General features: G+C 68.7%; 16 protein-coding genes, 2 pseudogenes and 1 riboswitch. Of the genes and pseudogenes, 11 read left to right on the forward strand and 7 right to left on the reverse strand.

Features of this window, described 5'->3' with window-relative positions:
• The 6 genes and pseudogenes from B1400_RS09695 to B1400_RS05805 form a co-directional block, all read left to right on the forward strand.
• Window positions 1–328 (forward strand): annotated as a pseudogene (locus B1400_RS09695) (hypothetical protein); the annotation flags it as partial.
• Between the two features lies 1 nt (window position 329).
• A complete protein-coding gene (gene dxr / locus B1400_RS05785) occupies window positions 330–1,547 on the forward strand; it encodes a 1-deoxy-D-xylulose-5-phosphate reductoisomerase (RefSeq protein WP_095613483.1) in 1,218 nt (405 codons plus the stop codon).
• Between the two features lie 154 nt (window positions 1,548–1,701).
• Complete coding sequence (gene ispG / locus B1400_RS05790) at window positions 1,702–2,904, forward strand: flavodoxin-dependent (E)-4-hydroxy-3-methylbut-2-enyl-diphosphate synthase (protein WP_095613484.1); 1,203 nt, start codon at window positions 1,702–1,704, stop codon at window positions 2,902–2,904.
• A gap of 92 nt (window positions 2,905–2,996) precedes the next feature.
• Window positions 2,997–4,619: an alpha/beta hydrolase family protein gene (locus B1400_RS05795; protein WP_095613510.1), complete on the forward strand. Its 1,623-nt coding sequence runs from the start codon at window positions 2,997–2,999 to the stop codon at window positions 4,617–4,619.
• An 81-nt stretch (window positions 4,620–4,700) separates the two neighbouring features.
• A complete protein-coding gene (gene recO / locus B1400_RS05800; RefSeq protein ID WP_095613485.1) occupies window positions 4,701–5,420 on the forward strand; it encodes a DNA repair protein RecO in 720 nt (239 codons plus the stop codon).
• A 4-nt stretch (window positions 5,421–5,424) separates the two neighbouring features.
• On the forward strand, window positions 5,425–6,219 hold the full coding sequence (locus tag B1400_RS05805) for an isoprenyl transferase (protein WP_095613486.1): 795 nt from the start codon (window positions 5,425–5,427) through the stop codon (window positions 6,217–6,219).
• Between the two features lie 22 nt (window positions 6,220–6,241).
• Here the strand turns inward: B1400_RS05805 and B1400_RS05810 are convergent, their stop codons facing one another.
• The 3 genes from B1400_RS05810 to B1400_RS05820 all read right to left on the reverse strand — a co-directional run bounded on the left by B1400_RS05810 (window position 6,242) and on the right by B1400_RS05820 (window position 9,557).
• Window positions 6,242–7,468: a nucleoside hydrolase gene (locus B1400_RS05810; RefSeq protein WP_095613487.1), complete on the reverse strand. Its 1,227-nt coding sequence runs from the start codon at window positions 7,466–7,468 to the stop codon at window positions 6,242–6,244.
• A 92-nt stretch (window positions 7,469–7,560) separates the two neighbouring features.
• On the reverse strand, window positions 7,561–8,637 hold the full coding sequence (locus B1400_RS05815; RefSeq protein WP_095613488.1) for an ABC transporter substrate-binding protein: 1,077 nt from the start codon (window positions 8,635–8,637) through the stop codon (window positions 7,561–7,563).
• A 98-nt stretch (window positions 8,638–8,735) separates the two neighbouring features.
• Window positions 8,736–9,557, reverse strand: a complete 822-nt coding sequence (locus B1400_RS05820; RefSeq protein WP_095613489.1) for an ABC transporter permease — start codon at window positions 9,555–9,557, stop codon at window positions 8,736–8,738.
• A 235-nt stretch (window positions 9,558–9,792) separates the two neighbouring features.
• Between B1400_RS05820 and B1400_RS05825 the strand changes: the two genes are divergently transcribed.
• From B1400_RS05825 to B1400_RS05835, 3 genes are all read left to right on the forward strand, one after another.
• Window positions 9,793–10,842, forward strand: a complete 1,050-nt coding sequence (locus B1400_RS05825) for a LacI family DNA-binding transcriptional regulator (RefSeq protein ID WP_095613490.1) — start codon at window positions 9,793–9,795, stop codon at window positions 10,840–10,842.
• Between the two features lie 324 nt (window positions 10,843–11,166).
• Window positions 11,167–12,498, forward strand: coding sequence for an MFS transporter (locus B1400_RS05830; protein ID WP_095613491.1), 1,332 nt, complete (start codon window positions 11,167–11,169; stop codon window positions 12,496–12,498).
• A gap of 92 nt (window positions 12,499–12,590) precedes the next feature.
• Window positions 12,591–14,183, forward strand: coding sequence for a glycoside hydrolase family 32 protein (locus B1400_RS05835; RefSeq protein WP_095613492.1), 1,593 nt, complete (start codon window positions 12,591–12,593; stop codon window positions 14,181–14,183).
• 99 nt (window positions 14,184–14,282) lie between these two features.
• On the opposite strand, the gene B1400_RS05840 is transcribed toward B1400_RS05835, so the two are convergent.
• The 4 genes and pseudogenes from B1400_RS05840 to B1400_RS05850 all read right to left on the reverse strand — a co-directional run bounded on the left by B1400_RS05840 (window position 14,283) and on the right by B1400_RS05850 (window position 17,145).
• Window positions 14,283–14,663, reverse strand: a complete 381-nt coding sequence (locus B1400_RS05840) for a thiamine-binding protein (RefSeq protein ID WP_095613493.1) — start codon at window positions 14,661–14,663, stop codon at window positions 14,283–14,285.
• A 47-nt stretch (window positions 14,664–14,710) separates the two neighbouring features.
• Window positions 14,711–15,550, reverse strand: coding sequence for a bifunctional hydroxymethylpyrimidine kinase/phosphomethylpyrimidine kinase (gene thiD, locus B1400_RS10150; protein ID WP_407641075.1), 840 nt, complete (start codon window positions 15,548–15,550; stop codon window positions 14,711–14,713).
• A 117-nt stretch (window positions 15,551–15,667) separates the two neighbouring features.
• Window positions 15,668–16,309, reverse strand: a pseudogene (locus B1400_RS10155) (thiamine phosphate synthase); the annotation flags it as partial.
• Window positions 16,252–17,145, reverse strand: coding sequence for a hydroxyethylthiazole kinase (locus B1400_RS05850; RefSeq protein WP_095613495.1), 894 nt, complete (start codon window positions 17,143–17,145; stop codon window positions 16,252–16,254). The pseudogene B1400_RS10155 and the gene B1400_RS05850, both read right to left, overlap by 58 nt.
• Window positions 17,136–17,243: riboswitch (TPP riboswitch) on the reverse strand. Its footprint overlaps the gene before it by 10 nt.
• A gap of 112 nt (window positions 17,244–17,355) precedes the next feature.
• On the opposite strand from B1400_RS05850, the gene B1400_RS05855 reads away from it, so the two are divergent.
• Both B1400_RS05855 and dusB read left to right on the forward strand, forming a co-directional pair.
• A complete protein-coding gene (locus B1400_RS05855) occupies window positions 17,356–18,831 on the forward strand; it encodes a glycine--tRNA ligase (protein WP_095613496.1) in 1,476 nt (491 codons plus the stop codon).
• A gap of 330 nt (window positions 18,832–19,161) precedes the next feature.
• Window positions 19,162–20,259 (forward strand): tRNA dihydrouridine synthase DusB, encoded by a 1,098-nt coding sequence (gene dusB, locus B1400_RS05860; protein WP_235607352.1) that lies wholly within the window; start codon window positions 19,162–19,164, stop codon window positions 20,257–20,259.
• Window positions 20,260–20,415 lie beyond the last annotated feature (156 nt).

Below are 20,415 nucleotides of genomic sequence, written 5' to 3' on the forward strand. Positions count from 1 at the left end.
CGATTCGCCGTCGCTCGCCGCGCTCGCGTCGCTCGCCAAGAGCACCGAGACGCTGCCCGAGCGGCCGCAGCAGCCGTCGGCGTCGACGACGTCGAGCGGGCTGTCGGTGCCTACGTTGACGAACGTGACGATCCCCGATCTGCCGGTGCGCCGACCGATGGACGCATCCGCCGCGTCCGAACCGGCCGCGTCCGCGGCCTCCGGCGCCCACGACACGCGCTTCGTGCCGCCGGACACGATGAACGTCGAGATCCCGGACCTCGAATTCCCGACCTTCTCGACCGACGGCCCGCTCGTCACCGGCGACGCGGACGGGGACGGGCGCTGACATGGCGCAGGAACGGCATATCACGGCGCCGCAGGACGGCGGCCATCGCGACGTCGTCATCCTCGGATCGACCGGCTCAATCGGCACGCAGGGCCTCGACGTCATCGCGCGCCATCCCGAGCGATTCACCGTCACCGCGCTGGCCGCGGGCGGCTCCCATGTCGACCTGCTCGCCGATCAGGCCGTGCTCTTCGCCGTGCCTGACGTCGTCGTCGCCGACCCGGCCGCCGCGCGCCCGTTGCGCGAGGCGCTCGAAGCGCGGGGCGCGCATGGCGTGCGGGTGCGCGCCGGCCATGACGAGGTCGACGCCGTCGCCGCGAGCGGCGCCGACGTCGTGCTCAACGGCATCACCGGTTCGATCGGGTTGACGCCGTCGATCGCGGCGCTGCGGGCCGGCTCGCAGCTCGCGCTCGCGAACAAGGAGTCGGTCGTCGCCGGCGGTCATCTGCTTTTCGACGCGCAGACGCGCCCCGATCAGATCAACCCGGTCGACTCCGAGCATTCGGCGATCTGGCAGTCGCTGCGCTCCGGCACGCACGCCGAGGTCTCCCGGCTGATCGTGACCGCGTCGGGCGGCCCGTTCCGCGGCTGGACGCGCGAGCGGATGCGCGGCATCACGCCCGAGCAGGCGCTCGACCATCCCACCTGGCATATGGGGCCGGTCGTCACGATCAACTCGTCGACGCTGATGAACAAGGGGCTCGAGGTCATCGAGGCGAGCCGGCTGTTCGACATCCCCCCCGAGCGCATCGTCGTCACCGTCCATCCGCAGTCGATCGTCCACTCGATGGTCGAGTTCCGCGACGGCGCGACGATCGCGCAGGCCTCGCCGCCCGACATGCGGCTGCCGATCGCGCTCGGCCTGTCCGCGCCCGACCGGCTCGGCGACGTCGCCGCGGCCTGCGACTGGGGCACCGCCGCCGCCTGGACCTTCGAGCCACTCGACGACGAGGCCTTCCCGGCCGTCGACCTCGCGCGCCGCTGCCTGAACGCCTCGGAGAAGCACACGGTCGTGCTCAACGCGGCGAACGAGCAGGCCGTGCACGCGTTCCTCGACCGCCGACTGCCGTATCTGGGCATCGTCGACACCGTCGAGCGCGTGCTCGACGCGATGGACGGCGAACTGCGCGGCGCTCCGCGCTTCACGTCGGTCGACGACATGCTCGACTGCGAGCATGAGGCGCGCGCACGCGCCGACGCGATCATCGCCGCCCGCTGAGGGCGCCGCATCCCCGCGTCGGCGCCTGCGGGCGGCGGACACGGGCGACGGCGTTGACGCGCTGGTGTATCCTGTGATGGATTCCGCCGCCCGGCACGGGCGGCGCAGCCATAGCGATGGTTGTCCGACGAACGAATGGATGGATGGATTGACGATGGACAAACCGTTCCGCAAGACCGGAGAACAGGCGATCAGCGAAAGCCCGCTGCACCCGAGGCGCACGTCGCGCCGCATCATGGTCGGACCGGTCGCGGTCGGCGGCGGTGCGCCGATCTCGGTGCAGTCGATGACGAACACGAGGACGGCCGAAGTCGGCGCGACGCTGCAGCAGATCGCCGAGCTGACGGCCGCCGGATGCGACATCGTGCGCGTCGCCGTGCCGACGCAGGAGGACGCGGACGCGTTGCCGAGGATCGTCGCGAAATCGCCGATCCCGGTCATCGCCGACATCCATTTCCAGAGCAACTACGTGTTCGAGTCGATCGACGCCGGCTGCGCGGCCGTGCGCGTCAACCCCGGCAACATCCGCAAGTTCGACGAGGTCGGACCGGCGATCTGCCGCGCCGCGACCGACGCGGGCGTCTCGCTGCGCATCGGCGTCAACGCCGGCTCGCTCGACAAGGCGCTCTACGAACGCTACGGCGGCCCGACCCCCGAGGCGCTCGTCGCATCCGCGCTCAAGGAGGCGCGCATGTTCGAGGACGTCGGCTTCCACGACTTCAAGATCTCGGTCAAGCACCACGACCCGGTCACGATGGTCGAGACCTACCGCCTGCTCGCCCGGCAGGGCGACTGGCCGCTGCATCTGGGCGTCACCGAGGCCGGGCCGGCCTGGCAGGGCACGATCAAGTCGTGCCTCGCCTTCGGCGCGTTGCTCGCCGAGGGCATCGGCGACACGATCCGCGTCTCGTTGTCCGCGCCGCCGGTCGAGGAGGTCAAGGTCGGCTGCAAGATCCTCGAATACCTCGGGCTGCGGGCGCGCAAGTTCGACATCATCAGCTGCCCGAGCTGCGGACGCGCGCAGGTCGACGTCATCCAGCTCGCGAACGCCGTCACCGAAGGCCTCAAGGACGTCACGGCGCCGATCCGCGTTGCCGTCATGGGCTGCATCGTCAACGGCCCCGGCGAGGCGCGCGAAGCCGACCTCGGCGTCGCCTCCGGCAACGGCAAGGGGCAGATCTTCATCAAGGGCAAGGTCGTCGAGACGGTCCCCGAGGACCGGATCGTCGAGACGTTGCTCAAGCACGCGAACGCCATCGCCGGGCAGATGCGGGCCGACGGCGTGGACACGGCGGCGGGCACGGGGCCCGTCGTCATCCCGGTCGTCGACGAGGGACATGGCGAGAGGCACGAGTGAACGGAAAGGACGGTGACGTGACGGACAGCAGCCAGCACGCCGACGGGACCCGGGCGGCACGCCCGACGGGCTTCAGCCGCACGAAGCGGCTCATGGTCACATTGCCGATCTTCATCATCCTGCTCGGCATCCTCGTGACCGTCTCGACGAACACGAGGATCGAGGTCGAGGACACGCCGCGCGCGATGAGCTTCGCGACGCTCACGCCGGACACGGCCGTCACCTTCGACACGGAGGACGAGCTGCCCGGCGCCGGCACCTACAAGGTGCGCAAGCAGTATCGGACGATCGACGCGAAACGGCCGTCGACCGGCGAGGTCCAGAGGGTCCGCGTCCTGATACGCACGCCCGAGGGCGCACCTTCGAAAGGCCTGCCCGGCATGGTGTTCATGCACGGCGCCGGCTACGGCACCTGCGACAACTCCTTCGGCGACATCGCGACGAGCATGGCGTCGGCCGGTTTCGTCACCGCCGTCCTCGACAAGCCGGTGTGGTCGACGAGCGACCTCAACCGCGACTACGGGGGGTCCGCCGTCGTCTACGACCAGGTCATCGACATGCTGCGGTCCATGGACGCCGTCGACGGGCACAAGGTCGGCATCTACGCGACGAGCGAGGCGACATGGATATCGTCGTATCTGCTCGACATCGACGACGACGTCGCCTTCCAAATCCTGCTGTCGCCGATGGTGTTCTCGCCGCGCCACTCGCTCGCCTTCCTCGCCGTGCAGAACTTCGCGCTCGCCGGCGCGAACGGCGGCTACCAATCGATCGTGCGGCGCGTGTTCTCGTTCGATTTGGCGATGTTCCATCTCGACAACATCGACATCCGCACGTCGACGCCGAAGGCGTTCTCGATACCGACGATGGTCGCCTACGGCTCGAAGGACGTCATGACCGCGCAGGTGCAGGGGTTCAAGGAGATCCTCGCGCTCGCGCACCGGGCCGGCAACTGGGACGTCTCGCTGCGCAGCTATCCGATCGCGAACCATGTGCTGCGTCTGGGCGACGAATCGATGAGCGGCACGCCGTTCGCCGACGACTACGTCGACGACATGGTCGCCTGGGCCGTCGGCACGTCGCGCGGCCTCAAGCAGACGAGCGAGCGCATCGCCGGCACGCCGCTCTACCAGTCGATCCCGGTGCCGCGCGGCCTGCACGCCCATCGCGTCATGACCGTCTACGGCACGATCGTGCTTGCGTTGATGGCCGTCATGATGCTCGTCTCGCTCGTCGTCTCGCTCGTCGCGCTCGTCATGCACATCCGCAACCGCCGCAGGGGGCTCGGCCCCGCGCTCGGCTTGCGCGAACGCTTCGGCGGTGCGCTGCTCATGCTCACGATCGTGACGCTCGTCGCGCTGTTCGTGTTCCTCGGCGGCTTCGGCGAGGTCGTCATCGCCGTCGTGCATATGGCGTGGGGCAGCGCGCCGCCGGACGACAGCGGCATGATGTACTGGAGCTGGCCGTTCATCCAGGTCGTGTGCATCGTGCTGCTGTGGGCGTGGTCGCGCGTGTTCGCAGGCATCATCGAGGCGCTGTCCATGCGCGGCGTGCTGCGGTGGCCGATGCGTCGCGGCGCCCTCAGGCAGATCGCGAGCGGCGCGCAGCCGGTCGTCGCGACGACGAGGCTCGGACGCGTGCTGTTCTGGACCGTCGCCTTCACGATGCTGCTCATCCTGCTGAGCTTCTCGTTCTGGGGCCTGTTCCTGTTCTGACGGATCCGGATGCGCGTCGCGCGACGATGCGACCGATGGATATGACGATGCGAACGACGGACGAGGGGAGGGAGACGGCGGATGGCGCTGTACCGCGACGAAGGCGTCGTGCTCAGGACGACGAAGCTCGGCGAGGCCGACCGCATCATCACCGTGTTCACGCGCGGCCATGGCAAGGTGCGCGCCGTCGCGAAGGGCGTGCGCCGCACGAAGTCGCGCTTCGGCGGCCGCGTCGAGCCGTTCATGCGCGTCGACCTGCTACTGGGCGAGGGGCGCACCTTCGACACGATCAGCCAGGCCGAGTCGATCGCCGCGTACGCCGGGCCGATCGGCGCCGACTATGAGGCGTACCGCGCCGCGAACGTCGTCGTCGAGACGCTCAACGACCTGATCACGAGCGAGCACGAGCCGGCGCCGGCGCAGTACCGGCTGCTCGTCGGCGCGCTCAACGCGCTCGCGCAGGGCCGGCACGGCGCGCAGATGATCGCCGAATCCTATGTGCTGCGCGCGCTCGCGCTCGCCGGCTGGCGCCAGCGGCTCGACTCGTGCGTCGTGTGTGGACGCACCGACCGGCTCACCCATCTGTCGGCCGCGGCCGGCGGCGTCATGTGCGACGCCGACCATACGCCCGAGGCGAAACCCGTAGACCCGTTCACGCTGCGCAGGCTGAGGGCGCTCGCCGACGGCGACTGGGCTGCGCTCGACGGCGAGCGGCCCGACCCGCGCACCGGGCGCGCCGTCGAGGAATGGGCGCAGTACTATCTCGAACGGCCGATACGTTCGATGCGCTTGCTAGATTGAACGTATGGCTTTTGACTGCGTCGACTACACATCCCTCAACGTCCCGGCGGCACCGTTCTCCGATCCGGCGATCGTGCCGGACTTCCCGAAGAGCAAGGTGCCGCGCCATGTGGGCGTCATCATGGACGGCAACGGGCGGTGGGCGCAACAGCGCGGCCTGATCCGCACCGAAGGTCATCAGGCCGCCGAACCGGTCGTCTTCGACACGATCGCCGGCGCGATCGAGGCCGGCGTGCGCTATCTGAGCCTGTACACGTTCTCGACCGAAAACTGGAAGCGTTCGCCGCAGGAGGTGCGCTTCCTGATGGGCTTCTCCCGCGACATCATCCGCCGCCGCGTCGCGCAGATGGACGAGTGGGGCGTGCGCGTGCGCTGGGCGGGACGCCGCCCGAAGCTGTGGAAATCGGTCATCGACGAACTCGAATCGGCGATGGAGCGCACGAAGCGCAACAAGGTCATCGACGTCGTCTTCTGCATCAACTACGGCGGCCGCGCCGAGATCGCCGACGCCGCCGCCGCGATCGCGCGCGAGGTGCGCGAGGGGCGCATCAAGGGCGACCGTGTCACCGAGAGGATGATCGCCGAGCATCTGTACAACCCGGACATCCCGGACTGCGACCTCGTCATCCGCACCTCCGGCGAGCAGCGCACGAGCAACTTCCTGCCATGGGAGGCGGCCTACGCCGAACTCGACTTCGTGCCCGAGCTGTTCCCCGACTGCGGACGCGAGGTGCTGTGGGGCTCGATCGACCGCTACATCCACCGCGACCGGCGCTTCGGCGGCGTCAAGCAGGCGTGAGCCCGGCCGTGGTCGCGCTCCGCTAGCCGAGCGAGGCGAGGAGACCGGCGATCGCGTCGGTGAAGCGGCGCACGAAGCCGGCGCTGTCGACGCCGAGCGCGACATGCGCCGCCGTAGCGTCGTCGATCGCCCCGCGCGGGTCGCCGATCGTGCGGCCGCGCACGCCGACGCCGTCGCCGGTGCGCGTCTCGACGATCATCGGCAGGTCGAAGGTCGTCACGAGCAACGGATCGAGCGCGACGGCCGCGGCGAGCGGATCGTGCAGCGGCATGCCGCCGGCGAAGATCGGGTCGCTTGCGCGGTTCGCGCGGATCGAGAAGTTCGCGAGGCTCGCGAGCAGGAACGCGACGTGGCGCCGGCTGGGCTTGCCGGCGCTGCCGTCGTCGTCGGCGACGGCGAGCCATCGCGCGACGTCGGCCGGCCCGAGCAGGCAGCGGTGCGTGACGTCGAGGCCGATCATCGTCGTGTCGGCGTGCGCGCGCAGCACGCGGTCGGCCGCCTCGGGGTCCTGCAGCACGTTCGTCTCGCACACGAGGTCGTAGCAGTTGCCCTCCTGCGTGAGCGCGCCGCCCATGAACACGATGCGCGCGCGGCGCACTGCGGCCGGGTCGGCGCGCAGCGCGACATCGACGTCGGTGAGCGGTCCGGTCGCGACGATCGTCAGCGCATCGCCGTAGCGGCGCGCGGCGTCGACGATGAGCCGTGCGCCGTCGGTCATCGTCGAGCAGTCCTCATCGGGGAAACCGAGCTTCTGCGGAGTCGCGAGGCCGGCGCGTGTGAAGAACTCGGGGATCGTCGGCAGTTCGGCGTGCGGATCGCCGACCGGGTAGCCGCCGACCGAGATCGCATGGCCCTGCCGGATGAGGGCGCCGACGTCGGCCGCGGACAACGTGACGATGCCGGCGGCATCGGAGGCGATGACGCGCCCGGGGCGTTCCTTGGGCGTCGCCGACACGCCGATGCGCAGGTCGGCCAGCCCGTTGCGGCCGTGGAAGCGCGCGCAGCCGGCGTCGGCGACGAACAGCGGCGCCCACGACGGATGGCGCGCGCCGTCGGCGACCGGCACGTCGGCGCGGCCGAGCAGATCGAGCACGGTGCGCGTGTTGCGCGCCGCCTGCTGCTGCAGGACGTTGCCGTAGGTGGCGCTGACACCGATGATGTGCGCGCCGGAGGCGATCAGATAGGCGAGCGCGAGCGCGTCGTCGACGCCGGTGTCCATGCTCAGGACGAGATGCGGGGAAACGGTCATACGGTCATTGTTCCACGGATGGTTCCACCGTGCGTCGTTTCACTGTGTGTGGATTTCACCGTGCGCCATGCGCCGCGGACGGTCGCCGCATCCTATCGCGCGTCCTTCGCGTCGCCGTCGAGGAACTCGTCGGTCGCGAGGTCGCGCGAGCGCGGCGCCTCGTGCACGACGCGGCCGTTCTCGTCGGCGTAGGCGTCCGATTCGGCGAGGAAGTCGAAGTAGCGCTGCGTGCCGTCGTAGTCGATCGAGCCGAGGACGAAGTCGCCGTCGTCGATCCGCCTGCGGTCGCCCCAGTACTGTCCGTCGATGATCGTCCTCATCGATTCGGCGACGAAGGCCTCGTCGAGGTTCGCCTCGGGCGCGTCGTGCACGAGGATCGTGGCGGCCTCGTCGCCGTGCTCGTAGGCGTAGCGGTAGCCGCGCTGCGTCGCCTGGACGAAGGCGCGCACGAGTTCGGGGTCGTTGTCGACGAGCCGGTCGCTCGTGATGATGCCGATCGAGTCGGCGTTGCCGGGCACGCCGTAGTCGGGTTCGGTGAAGCAGCGCAGCTCGGGGCCGTTCATCTTCGCCTGCACGCCCTCCCAGGTGGAGTAGAAGCCGCCGAAGTCGGCGCGTCCCGACGCGAGCGTCGCGAAGGTCGACGTGCCGACGGTGACCTTGTCGAAGTCGCCGTTGCCGCCGTCGGTCTCGATCATGCGGCGCACGACGGCGTCCGATTCGCTCGAGCCGAAGGTCGCGAAGGTCCTGCCGTCGAAGTCCCGCGGACGCTGGATCGCCTTGTTCGACGCGAGCGCGCACCAGATCGCGCTCGTCTTCTGCTGCACCTGCATGACCTGCTTGAGCCTGGCGCCCTTCGTCGCGTAGACGCCGACGTTCGTCAGGTTCGACAGCGCGAAGTCGGCGACGCCGTTGTTGACGGCCTGCTCGGCGCCGGACTGCGCGACGGCGACGATGTCGACGTCGAGGCCGGCGTCGCGGTAGTAGCCCTTGTCGCGGGCGACGTAAACGCCGATATGGTTCGTGTCGGGCGCCCACGACAGCATGAACGTGACGCGGCGCAGGCCGTCGGCGTCGGCGTGGTGGTCGGCGCCGCATGCGGCGATGGCGAGGACGGAGCACAGCGCGGCCGCGGCGGCGGCGATGCGCGTGAGGAATCGGCGGAAGGTCATATGGGTCTCCTGATGATGGTCGGGTGGGAGGAAAATCGATGGAGGCATCCGGCGCGGCGCATCGGACGGACGTGCGGATGCGGCGCAGGGACACGCGGCTACTGCGCGTCCGGGTCCTCGTCGTCGCCGGGTGCGCCGATCATCAGCTGTTCGACGAGGTGCACGGCGAGCAGCAGCAGCGCCGTCATGACGATGATGACGAAGGTCGCCGCGAAGATGAGCGGCGTCTGGAACGAGTTGTAGGCGGCCTGCAGCCAGATCCCGAGGCCGCGGCGCGCGCCGAGGTATTCGGCGGTCGCGGCCGTCGCGAAGACGTAGGCGGCGGCGACGCGCACGCCGCCGAAGATCTGGCGCGCCGCGACGCGCAGGTCGACGTGGAACAGCGCCCATGCGCGCGACGCGCCGCAGGTCGTCGCGACGTCGTCGTAGAAGGCGGGCACCGCCTCGAGGCCGCGCATCGTCTGCACGACGATCGGGAAGAGCGCGAACACGGCGACGATGACGACCTTGCCGACCGGTTCGAAGCCGAACCAGATGAGGAACAGCGGCGCGATCGAGATGAGCGGCAACGTCTGCGCGGCTGCGAGCAGCGGGAACAGAGCCGCGTACGCCGTGCGCGAGCAGTGGATGCCGACGCCGAGCAGCACGCCGACAAGACAGGCGATCAGGAAGCCGCACACGCCCTCGGCGAAGGTGACGAGCGTCGCCGGCCACAGCGTCGGCCACGCCTGGACCGTCGCGACGACGATCTGGCTCGGCGACGCGATCACCGTGACCGGGGGATGGGCGGCGTCGACCCAGATCTGCCAGAGCGCGAGGATCGCCACCACGACGGCCGCCGTCGGCCAGTGGCGGCGCAGCGCGCGCGAGGTTGGGGAGCCGTGTCGGACGGGGTCATGCAGACGACCGCAGGAGGTCATGTGCACCTTGCTTTCTGCGCGCCGTGCGCGCTGGAAGGCCGCCGGCTTGCTGTGGCAAGGTGAGGAGTCCACCGCCGCACGACCAGAAAAGGTAGTAGGGATCGTCACATGTCATGTGACAGATGATTCAGTGTAGTCCACGGTGTGGGCATCGGCTCCGGACACGCGCCTCCGCGCCGCCGGTCCGGCGTCGCGTCGCGGCGGGAATTATCCGCGTCGCAATTATCGTGGAGGTATGACGACGATGAAGCAGATCGCACAGCGCGTCGGGGTCTCGGTCTCCACGGTCTCGCTCGTGCTCAACGGCAGGGACGGCGGCCGCGTCAAGCCGCGGATCGCGCAACGCGTGCGCGAGGCGGCCGACGAGATGGGCTACCAGCCGAACGCGCTCGCGCGCTCGCTACGCACGAGCCGCACGAATATCGTCGGCTTCATCAGCGTCGAGGTCGCGACGACCCCGTACGCGGGTGGCATGATCCAGGGCGCGCAGGACGCGCTCAGCGCGCTCGGCTACGTGCTGCTCACCGTCAACGGCGACGACGCGCAGGCGATCGACGACGAGGTCGGCGCGCTCAGGCGCTATGGCGTCGACGGCTTCCTCTATTCGGCGATGTCGAACCGCGTCGTCGACGTGCCGAAATCGCTGCGGCGATTCCCGCTCGTGCTCGTCGACGCGACTGACGCCGAAGGGCGCCTCGCGTCGATCGAGCCTGACGAGACGCGCATCGGCTACGACGCTACGACGCGGCTCATCGAGGCCGGCTGCCGGCGTATTGCCTACATCGGCTGCACCGAGCCGATGGTCGCGCAGGACGGACGGCTCGAAGGCTACCGACAGGCGCTCATCGACCACGGCATCGACGTCGACGAACGGCTGCGCCGCGACGTGCTCAACAACGGGCCCGCGTTGCGCGCCGTCGAGGAACTGTTCGACTCCGAACGGCCCGATGGCTTCTTCTGCTTCAACGACGCGCGCGCCTGGTACGTCTACGAGGCCGCCGCACGCCGCGGGCTGCGCATCGGCGACGATATTTCGGTCGTCGGCGTTGACAACCACCGCGTCTTCGCCGAGACACTTGAGCCGCAGCTGACGACAATCGAGCTGCCGCACTACGAGATGGGATACTGGGCCGCGAACCGCCTCGTCGCGGACATCGAGGGGCGCGCGATCAACGAGGCGGCGTGGCCGCGCACGACGGCCGTCATGCCGCTGCTTGACACGCCGTCGCCGGCGAAGGTGCACTGCACGCTCATCGAGAAGGCGTCGGTGCACGCGGCTCGATGACGGTCGCGGCACGGCGGGCAATGACGGTCGCGGCACGCTGAGCGGCGGCGGCTGCGACACGCCGGGGAGGGCGACGTCGGTGCAGTGTCGATGTCGTTAAAACACGTCAAACGATTGACCTTATGCGCTTCAGTAATTGTGGGTACTTCGTGAAGGATTCGTCAATCGTTTGACGTCAAACGATTGACGAACTATGCTGAAGGGCATCGGGACATCGCGAACGACGCAGTCGACGGGAGGGATGTTCCACACGCCCGCTCCGTACGGGGCGGGTCAGATCAGTCATGCATCCGGCTTTCCCAAACCCTGACAACGAGGTTCATCATGGCAACATCAACAACCGCGAAGGTGTGGAGGAACCCCTCCTATCTGCAAAGCTCGACCGGCATCTTCCTGTTCTTCTGCTCGTGGGGGATCTGGTGGTCGTTCTTCCAGCGCTGGCTCAACTCGATGGGACTCAACGGCGCCGAGGTCGGCACGATCTACTCGATCAACTCGCTCGCCACGCTCGTGCTCATGTTCTGCTACGGGCTCATCCAGGACAATCTTGGCCTCAAGCGCAGGCTCGTCCTCGTCATCTCGGTCATCGCCGCGCTCGTCGGCCCATTCGTGCAGTTCATCTACGCGCCGCTGATGAGGACGAACATGATGGCGGCCGCGTTCATCGGCTCGATCGTGCTGTCGGCGGGCTTCATGGCCGGCTGCTCGCTCATCGAGGCCGTGACCGAACGTTACAGCCGCCGCTTCGGCTTCGAGTATGGCCAGTCGCGCGCCTGGGGCTCCTTCGGCTACGCGATCGTCGCGCTCGTCGCCGGCTTCGTGTTCAACATCAACCCGATGATCAACTTCTGGATCGGCTCCGCATTCGGCCTCGGCATGCTCATCGTGTACCTGACGTGGTACCCGGCCGAGCAGCGCGAGGCGCTCAAGGAGGCCGCCGACCCGGAGGCCGCCCCGTCGAACCCGACGCTCAAGGAGATGGCGAAGGTCCTCAAAATGCCGGCGCTGTGGGTGCTCATCGTCTTCATGCTGCTGACGAACACGTTCTACACGGTCTTCGACCAGCAGATGTTCCCGACCTACTACGCGTCGCTGTTCCCGAGCGAGGCGACCGGCAACGCCGTCTACGGCACGCTCAACTCGGTGCAGGTGTTCTGCGAGTCGGCGATGATGGGCGTCGTGCCGATCATCATGCGCAAGATCGGCGTGCGCAACGCGCTGCTGCTCGGCTCGACCGTCATGTTCCTGCGCATCGGCCTGTGCGGCATCTTCCACGATCCGGTCGCGATCTCGATCGTCAAGATGTTCCACGCGATCGAAGTGCCGCTGTTCTGCCTGCCGGCCTTCCGCTACTTCACGCTCCACTTCAACCCGAAGCTCTCGGCGACGCTGTACATGGTCGGCTTCCAGATCGCTTCGCAGATCGGCCAGGTCGTCTTCTCGACGCCGCTCGGCATGCTGCACGACCGCATAGGCGACCGCGCGACGTTCCTGACGATCTCCGGCATCGTCCTCGCCGCGACGATCTACGGTTTCTTCGTCATCAAGCGCGACGACGAGCAGGTCGACGGCGACCCGTTCATCCGCGACGGCGGAAGGACACCGTCGCTCGCCCAGGACGAGGCGATCCTGTCCGCGGATTCCGAGGACATGTGATTCCGCCTTCCCCCGAGCCCGCACAGCCCGACCATCACCGATCGACGGTGCGCCCCGGCGGCGCACCGTCCGCAAGACAAGAAAGGACCGTCATGACCTCCGCAACCTTCACGCCGCAGACCAACCCCACCTCCGATCCGAGCGTCGAGCCGGTGCTCACGCCGATCGCCGACCACGCCGAGCAGCTCAGGCTCGCCGAAGCCGGAGTCGCCGCGCTCGCCGCGACGCGCGACGACCGCTGGTACCCGAAGTTCCACATCGCCTCGAGCGGCGGCTGGATCAACGACCCGAACGGCCTGTGCCGCTACGACGGACGCTGGCATGTGTTCTACCAGCTGCACCCCTACGGCACGCAGTGGGGTCCGATGCACTGGGGTCACGTCTCCTCGCCGGACATGCTGCACTGGCGCCGCGAGCCGATCGCCTTCGCGCCGAGCCTCGAACAGGAACGCCACGGCGTCTTCTCCGGCTCGGCCGTCATCGGCGACGACGGCAAACCGTGGATCTACTACACCGGCCACCGCTGGGCCAACGGCAAGGACAACACCGGCGGCGACTGGCAGGTGCAGATGCTCGCCAGGCCGGACGGCGACGACATGACGACGTTCACGAAGCAGGGCATGATCATCGACTGCCCGACCGACGAGGTCGACCACCACTTCCGCGACCCGAAGGTGTGGAAGACCGGGGACGTCTGGTACATGACCTTCGGCGTCTCGTCGAAGGAGCGCCGCGGCCAGATGTGGCTGTACACCTCCGACGACATGACGCACTGGAGCTTCGAGCGCGTGCTGTTCGAGCATCCCGACCCGGACGTCTTCATGCTCGAATGCCCCGACTTCTTCCCGATCCGTGACGCCGAAGGCAACGAGAAATGGGTCATCGGCTTCTCGGCGATGGGCGCGAAGCCGTCCGGCTTCATGAACCGCAACGTCAACAACGCCGGTTACATCATCGGCACCTGGCGGCCGGGTGGGGCCTTCGAGCCCGAGACCGAGTTCCGTCTGTGGGACGAAGGGCACAACTTCTACGCGCCGCAGTCCTTCCACGCCGACGGGCGGCAGATCATGTTCGGCTGGATGAGCCCCTTCGTCGCGCCGATCCCGATGGAGAAGGACGGCTGGTGCGGCAACCTCACATTGCCGCGCGAGATCACGATGGACGCCGACGGCGACCTCGTCACCGCGCCGGTCGGCGAGATGCGCGGATTGCGCACAGGCACGATCGGCCTCGGCGCGCTCGACCTGGGCGTCAACGAAAGCGCGACGGTCGTCGAGGACGACGGCGGCGCCGTCGAGATCGAGATGAGCATCGACCTGACGCGCACCGACGCCGAACGCGCCGGCCTGCACGTGCATATGACCGGCGACGGCCACTACACGGCGATCGTCTTCGACGCGCAGATCGGCGGCGTCGTCATCGACCGCCAGAACGCCGCCAACGGCGACCGCGGCTACCGCGTCGCGCCGCTGTCCGAGGCCGAGCTCGCCTCCGGCACGCTCGACCTGCGCGTCTTCGTCGACCGCGGCTGCGTCGAGGTCTACGTCAACGGCGGCAAGCACGCGATGAGCTCGTATTCGTTCCCGTCCGAAGGCCCCCGCGCGATCGGGCTCGTCAGCGAATCCGGTGCGGCGCACCTGCACGACCTGACGATGCACACGCTCGCGTCGATCGGACTCGAGTGAGGTCCACGGCGTGCACGATCCAGGTGCATGCCGAACACGGGGCCCCGGACACGACCGAACGGTCGTGTCCGGGGCCCCGTGTCTGCGTCCGCCGCGCGCTCAGCGGTCCTGGCCGGTCGCGATGATCTCGTCGACGAGCGCCGGCTTTTCGGCCATCTGTCCGCTGAAGCCGGGACGGATGTCGAGCTTGAGGCTCACGCCGGTGCGGTAGCCCTGGGCGGCGAGCTTCATCGTCGCGTCGCGCACGACACGCAGCACGTCGTCGAGGTCGCCCTCGATGTTCGTGAACATCGCGTTCGTCTCGTTCGGCAGCCCCGAATCGCGGATGACGGCGACGGCCTGCGCGACGTATTCGCTCAGTTCGGCGCCGACGCCGCTCGGCGCGATCGCGACGGCGGCGACGGTGTTGATGACCGGCCTGCCGTCCTCGTTGGTCGGCACCTGCTGGCGGACGGCGTTGCGGTCCGGCGTCTGTGACATGGCTGTTCCTCCTGTCGGTGTGGTCGAAGTGTCGGCGGTCGCCGCGCTCAGTGGCGCGCCCAGCCGTGGTCCATCGGGCCGGAGCCGGCGCCGAGATCGAGCTGAGCGCGCAGCGCGCCGCCCAGATACGCCTTCGCGTTCGCGACGGCGTCGCCGAGCGTGTCGCCGAGCGCGAGCCTTGAGGCGATCGCCGACGACAACGTGCAGCCGGTGCCGTGCGTGTTCGTGTTCGCGATGCGTTCGCCCTCGAACCAGCGCACGTCGCCGCCGGGCCAGGCGAGCACGTCGCTCGCGTCGTTCGTGCCGTGGCCGCCCTTGACGAGCGCCGCGCAGCCGTAGCGTTCGGCGAGCGTGCGCGCGGCGCGCTCCATCGCCTCACGGCCGTCGATCGTCTCGCCGACGAGCGTGGACGCCTCCGGGATGTTCGGCGTGATGACCTCGGCGAGCGGGAACAGCTCGCGCGTCATCGTGACGACCGATTCGTCGTCGGAGAGCTCCGAGCCGCTCGTCGCGACCATGACCGGGTCGACGACGACGTGCTTCGCGCCGTGCGCACGCAGCCTCGCGGCGACCGTCTCGATCGCCTCGCGACCGACGACGACGCCGATTTTGACGGCCGCCGGGCGGATGTCGTCGAAGACCGAGTCGATCTGCGAGGCGATGAGCGCCGCGTCGACCGACGCGATCTCCTGCACGCCGGTCGTGTTCTGCGCGGTGATGCCGGCGATGACGCATTCGCCGTAGACGTCGTTGGCGAGCATCGTCTTGAGGTCGGCGGCGATGCCGGCGCCGCCGGACGAATCGGTCGTCGCGACCGTGAGCACGGCCGGCAGGCTCGTCGGCGTGCCGACCGTCTCCTCGTAGCCGTGGCGCGCGTCGCCGCGCACGCCCGTCCACGCGTCGACGAGCCGCTGCGTGGCGATCTCCGGATCGTCGGCCGCGGCGATCGCGGAGACGACGAACCAGCCGTCGGCGTAGGTGTCGGCGAGCATCGGCACGTCCTCGACGTGCACGCCGCCGCCGACGACGAGCGGATAGAGGCTCGCGTCGCACAACGCGTTGATCTGCCCGGCGTCGAGCGTTTTGGCGTTGCCGGCGACGCCCGCCTCGGGCTTCGTCGCCGTCATGTGCAGCGGGCCCGCGCCGATGTAGTCGATCGTGCCGGCCGGCAGCGCGTTCGCGGCCTCGACCTGCCCGGGCGTGTTCGCCGACAGGCCGACGATCGCGTCGTTGCCGAGCAGCCGTCGCGCCTCCTCGGGGGAGAGGTCATCCTGGCCGATGTGGACGCCGTCGACCTTGATGCCGCAGTGGCGAGCCTCGATCGCCGCGTCGACTCGGTCGTCAATGACGAAGGCGACGCGGTCGTCGAGATGGTGGCCGCGGATCTCCTCGGCGATGTCGGCGGCCATCGACACGATGTCGCGGACATCGCCGTGCTTCGCGCGCAGCTGGATGAAGCTCGCGCCGCCGTCGAGCGCCTTCGAGACGACGTCGAGGAGCGTGCGCCCCTTGCAGTCGTCGGGACCGACGACGAAGTAGAACCGCAGATCGAAGGACCTGCGCATGGACGGATACGGGAATACAGCGGTCATCGATTCGCCTCCAGGATCGTGGACGTCGACACGGCGTCGGCGTCGATCGCCCATAGGGCGTCGAGGAACTCGGTCTGGAACGAGCCGGGTCCGTGGGACCCGGCCGCCGCGCGCTCCCCGGCGCGGTCGAACAGCAGTGAAGCGGCGAGCGCCGCGACGAGCGGCTCGGCGACGCACAGGTAGGTGGCGGCCACGCCGCCGAGCGCGCAGCCGGCGCCGGTGATCTTCGTCATCATCATGTCGCCGCCGGGCAGACGGAATACGCGCTCGCCGTCGGTGACGAGGTCGACCTCGCCGGAGACGGCGACGGCGCCGAGGCCGTCGGGGTTGCCGGCGCGCAGATGCCTCGCGACGCGCTTCGCGGCGCCGAGCGCGGCGTCGACGTCGTCGGTCGACTCGACGCCGGCCGGACCGCCGCCCACGTCGGAGCCGTCGGACAGACCCCACAGCGCGTCGAGCGCGATGATCTCGGACGCGTTCGCGCGCACGAGCGACGGCGGCACGTCGCGCATCGCCTCGAGGATCGCCGTGCGCGTCGCGCCGAGGCCGGCGGCGACCGGGTCGAGGACCCAGCGGTGGCCCGCCCGGTGCAGCGCGGCCGTGATCTCGCCGAGCGCGTCCTTGTAGAACGGCAGCAATGTGCCGACGTTGATGTAGGTGGCGCCGCACATGGCCGCGATGTCGATGACGTCGTCGGGCAGATAGCTCATCGCGGCGGTGCCACCGGCGGCGAGCTGCGCGTTCGCGACGAGGTTGATCGTGACGAAGTTCGTGAACGACTGCGCGAGCGGCGTGCGTGCGCGCACGTCGAGCACGGCCTGATGGATCGATGCGCGCAGCGCGTCGTCGGCTGCGAGATCGTGATGGTCGGCTGTCGTTGCCTTGGACATATGTTGACTCCCTACGATGGCGTTACCCAAACAGGTTCAAAGGGTCAGGCGTTGCGCCTCTCTCAACTTCCCCGATGGAAGTTCCCCTGCACCCCACGAACGTATCGGCGCCTTGGGACAGCCCCGGGGCGGCCGCGGCGTGTCACGATATGACGGTAGGATGCGGACGTTGACATAAGACCCCAAACCGTTCAAACCAGAAGGTGCATTGTGGCTAATTCCAAACTTGATGAAGTCGTCTCCCTCGCCAAGCGTCGAGGCTTCGTGTTCCCGGCGGGCGAGATCTACGGCGGCACCCGCTCCGCGTGGGACTACGGTCCGCTCGGCGTGGCGCTCAAGGACAACATCAAGCGCGAATGGTGGCGCGCGATGGTCGTCACGCGCCCGGACGTCGTCGGCGTCGACACGTCGATCATCCTGCCGTCCGCCGTCTGGGTCGCCTCCGGCCACGTCTCGGTCTTCAACGACCCGCTCATCGAATGCCTCACCTGCCACAAGCGCCACCGCGCCGACAAGCTCGAGGAGTCCTACGCCGAGAAGCACGACGGCCAGATGCCGCCGAACGGCCTCAAGGACATCGTGTGCCCCGACTGCGGCACCCGCGGCAACTGGACCGAGCCGCGCGACTTCAACATGATGCTGCGCACGCATCTGGGGCCGGTCGAGGACGACAACTCGCTGCACTACCTGCGCCCGGAGACGGCGCAGGGTATCTTCGTCGACTTCAAGAACGTCATGACGAGCTCGCGTTCGAAGCCGCCGTTCGGCATCGCGAACACCGGCAAGAGCTTCCGCAACGAGATCACGCCGGGCAACTTCATCTTCCGCACGCGCGAGTTCGAGCAGATGGAGATGGAGTTCTTCGTCGAGCCGGGCACCGACGAGGCGTGGCAGCAGTACTGGATCGACGCGCGCACGCAGTGGTACCTCGACCTCGGCGTCAAGCCGGAGAACCTGCGCCACTACGAGCATCCGAAGGAGAAGCTCGCGCACTACTCGAAGCGCACCGTCGACATCGAATACCGCTTCGGCTTCCAGGGCTCCGACTGGGGCGAGCTCGAGGGCATCGCGAACCGCACCGACTTCGACCTCGGCGCACACTCCGAGCATTCGGGCGAGGACCTGAGCTACTTCAACCAGGCGACCGGCGAGAAGTACGTCCCGTACGTCATCGAGCCGGCGGCCGGCCTGTCGCGCTCGTTGATGGCGTTCCTCGTCGACGCCTACGACGTCGACGAGGCGCCGAACACGAAGGGCGGCGTCGACAAGCGCACCGTGCTGCGCCTCGACCCGAGGCTCGCGCCGATGAAGGCCGCCGTGCTGCCGCTGAGCAAGAAGCCCGAGCTGCAGAAGGTCGCCCAGGATCTGGCCGGCGACCTGCGGCTCAACGACTGGATGATCGACTACGACGAGTCCGGCGCGATCGGCCGCCGCTACCGCCGTCAGGACGAGATCGGCACGCCGCTGTGCATCACCGTCGACTTCGACACGCTCGACGACCAGGCCGTGACGATCCGCGAACGCGATTCGATGCGGCAGGAGCGCGTCGCGCTGACGCAGGTCGCCGACTACGTGGCCGCGCGCATCAACGACAAGCGCACGCGCGTGCCGATGAAGCCGGTCGAGATGGGCGGCGAGGCGTGGCCCGACAGCGTGCATATCGCCCAGGCCGGAGGCCTGTACTGAAGGCATAGCCCGGAGACCTGAGCTGAATAGTCGAGCGCGGCTGGACTGCCGTCTGAAGGCCTGCGCCGCGACCGATGCCTGCCGGACCTCAGGTCCGGCAGGCATTTTGTCAGGAATCTTCCAGCGCGATGCCCTACGGTGTCGCTGTCATCCGATATCCATCCGCCGATGTCCGAACAAGGAACCATGACCGCTTCGCAGGAACCACCCATGACCCCCATCGAGGCCGACGCTCCGGTGCTCGCCCCGGGCGCCGACCCGACTCCCGTACGGCTCGACCACGCCCTCGAACCGTTGCGGCTCGGGCCGATCGACGTGCCGACGCCCGTCATGCTCTCGCCGATGGCCGGCGTGACGAACTGGCCGTTCCGCGTGCTGTGCGAGGAATACGGTCCGGACGGGTTGTACGTCGCCGAGATGATCACGGCCCGCGCGCTCGTGGCGCGCAACCCCAAGGCGCTGCGGCTGTGCCGCTTCGCGCCGCAGGAGAGGCCGCGCTCGCTGCAGCTGTACGGCGTCAACCCGTCGATCGTCGAACGGGCGGCGCGCATCGTCGTCGACGAGCATATGGCCGACCACGTCGACCTCAACTTCGGCTGCCCGGTGCCGAAGGTCACGCGTCGCGGCGGCGGCTCAGCGCTGCCGTGGAAGACCGACCTGTTCGCCGACATCGTCCGCCGCGTCGTGCGTGTGTGCGAGCCGGCCGGCATCCCGGTCACCGCGAAGTTCCGCGTCGGCATCGACGACGGGCATGTGACCTTCCATGACGCGGGCCGTATCGCGCAGGAGGAGGGCTGTGCGGCCGTCACGCTCCATGCGCGCACGACCGCCGAGTACTACGGCGGCCACTCCGACTGGTCGAGGATCGCCGAGCTCGTCGACGAGCTCGACATCCCGGTCTTCGGCAACGGCGACATCTGGGGCGCCGACGACGCCGTGCGCATGGTCAACGAGACCGGTTGCGCCGGCGTCGCGATCGGACGCGGCTGCCAGGGGCGCCCGTGGATCTTCGCCGACATCCGCCACGCGTTCGCCGGCGACGATGAACGCGCAGACCCGACGCTCGGCGAGGTCGGCGCGCTCATCGTGCGACACGCCGAGCTGCTCACGCGCTTCTACGACGGCGACGAACGCATGGCCGTGCACGACCTGCGCAAGCATGTGGCCTGGTATCTCAAGGGGTTCCCGGTCGGCGGCCGGATGCGCCGCGCGTTCATGGAATGCGAGGGGCTCGACGATGTGCGCCGTCTCGTCGCGACGCTCGACCCGGACGCGCGGATCCCGGCCCGCGTCGTCGACAAGCCGCGCGGCCGTGTTCGCTTTGCGAAAAAGGTGCATCTTCCTTACGGATGGCTGGATTCCCGGCATACGACGCATGAGGAGCGCGAGGGGCTGTTCGGCGACGACCCGATGGATGCCGGATATTAGTCGTCCGCCCGGCGCGGAAGACGGATGCCGGTAATGCGACAAAGAAATCGTGGCGCAATCGCGGGATATTCCATGAAGCGTTTCACATGGCGACTTGTGGGGCGCGGAATATCGAGCGGTCTGCGATACAGTAGAGACCAGTATCGTAAGTGACAG

It is taken from the genome of Bifidobacterium italicum (assembly GCF_002286915.1).
GTDB classification, from domain to species: Bacteria; Actinomycetota; Actinomycetes; order Actinomycetales; family Bifidobacteriaceae; genus Bifidobacterium; species Bifidobacterium italicum.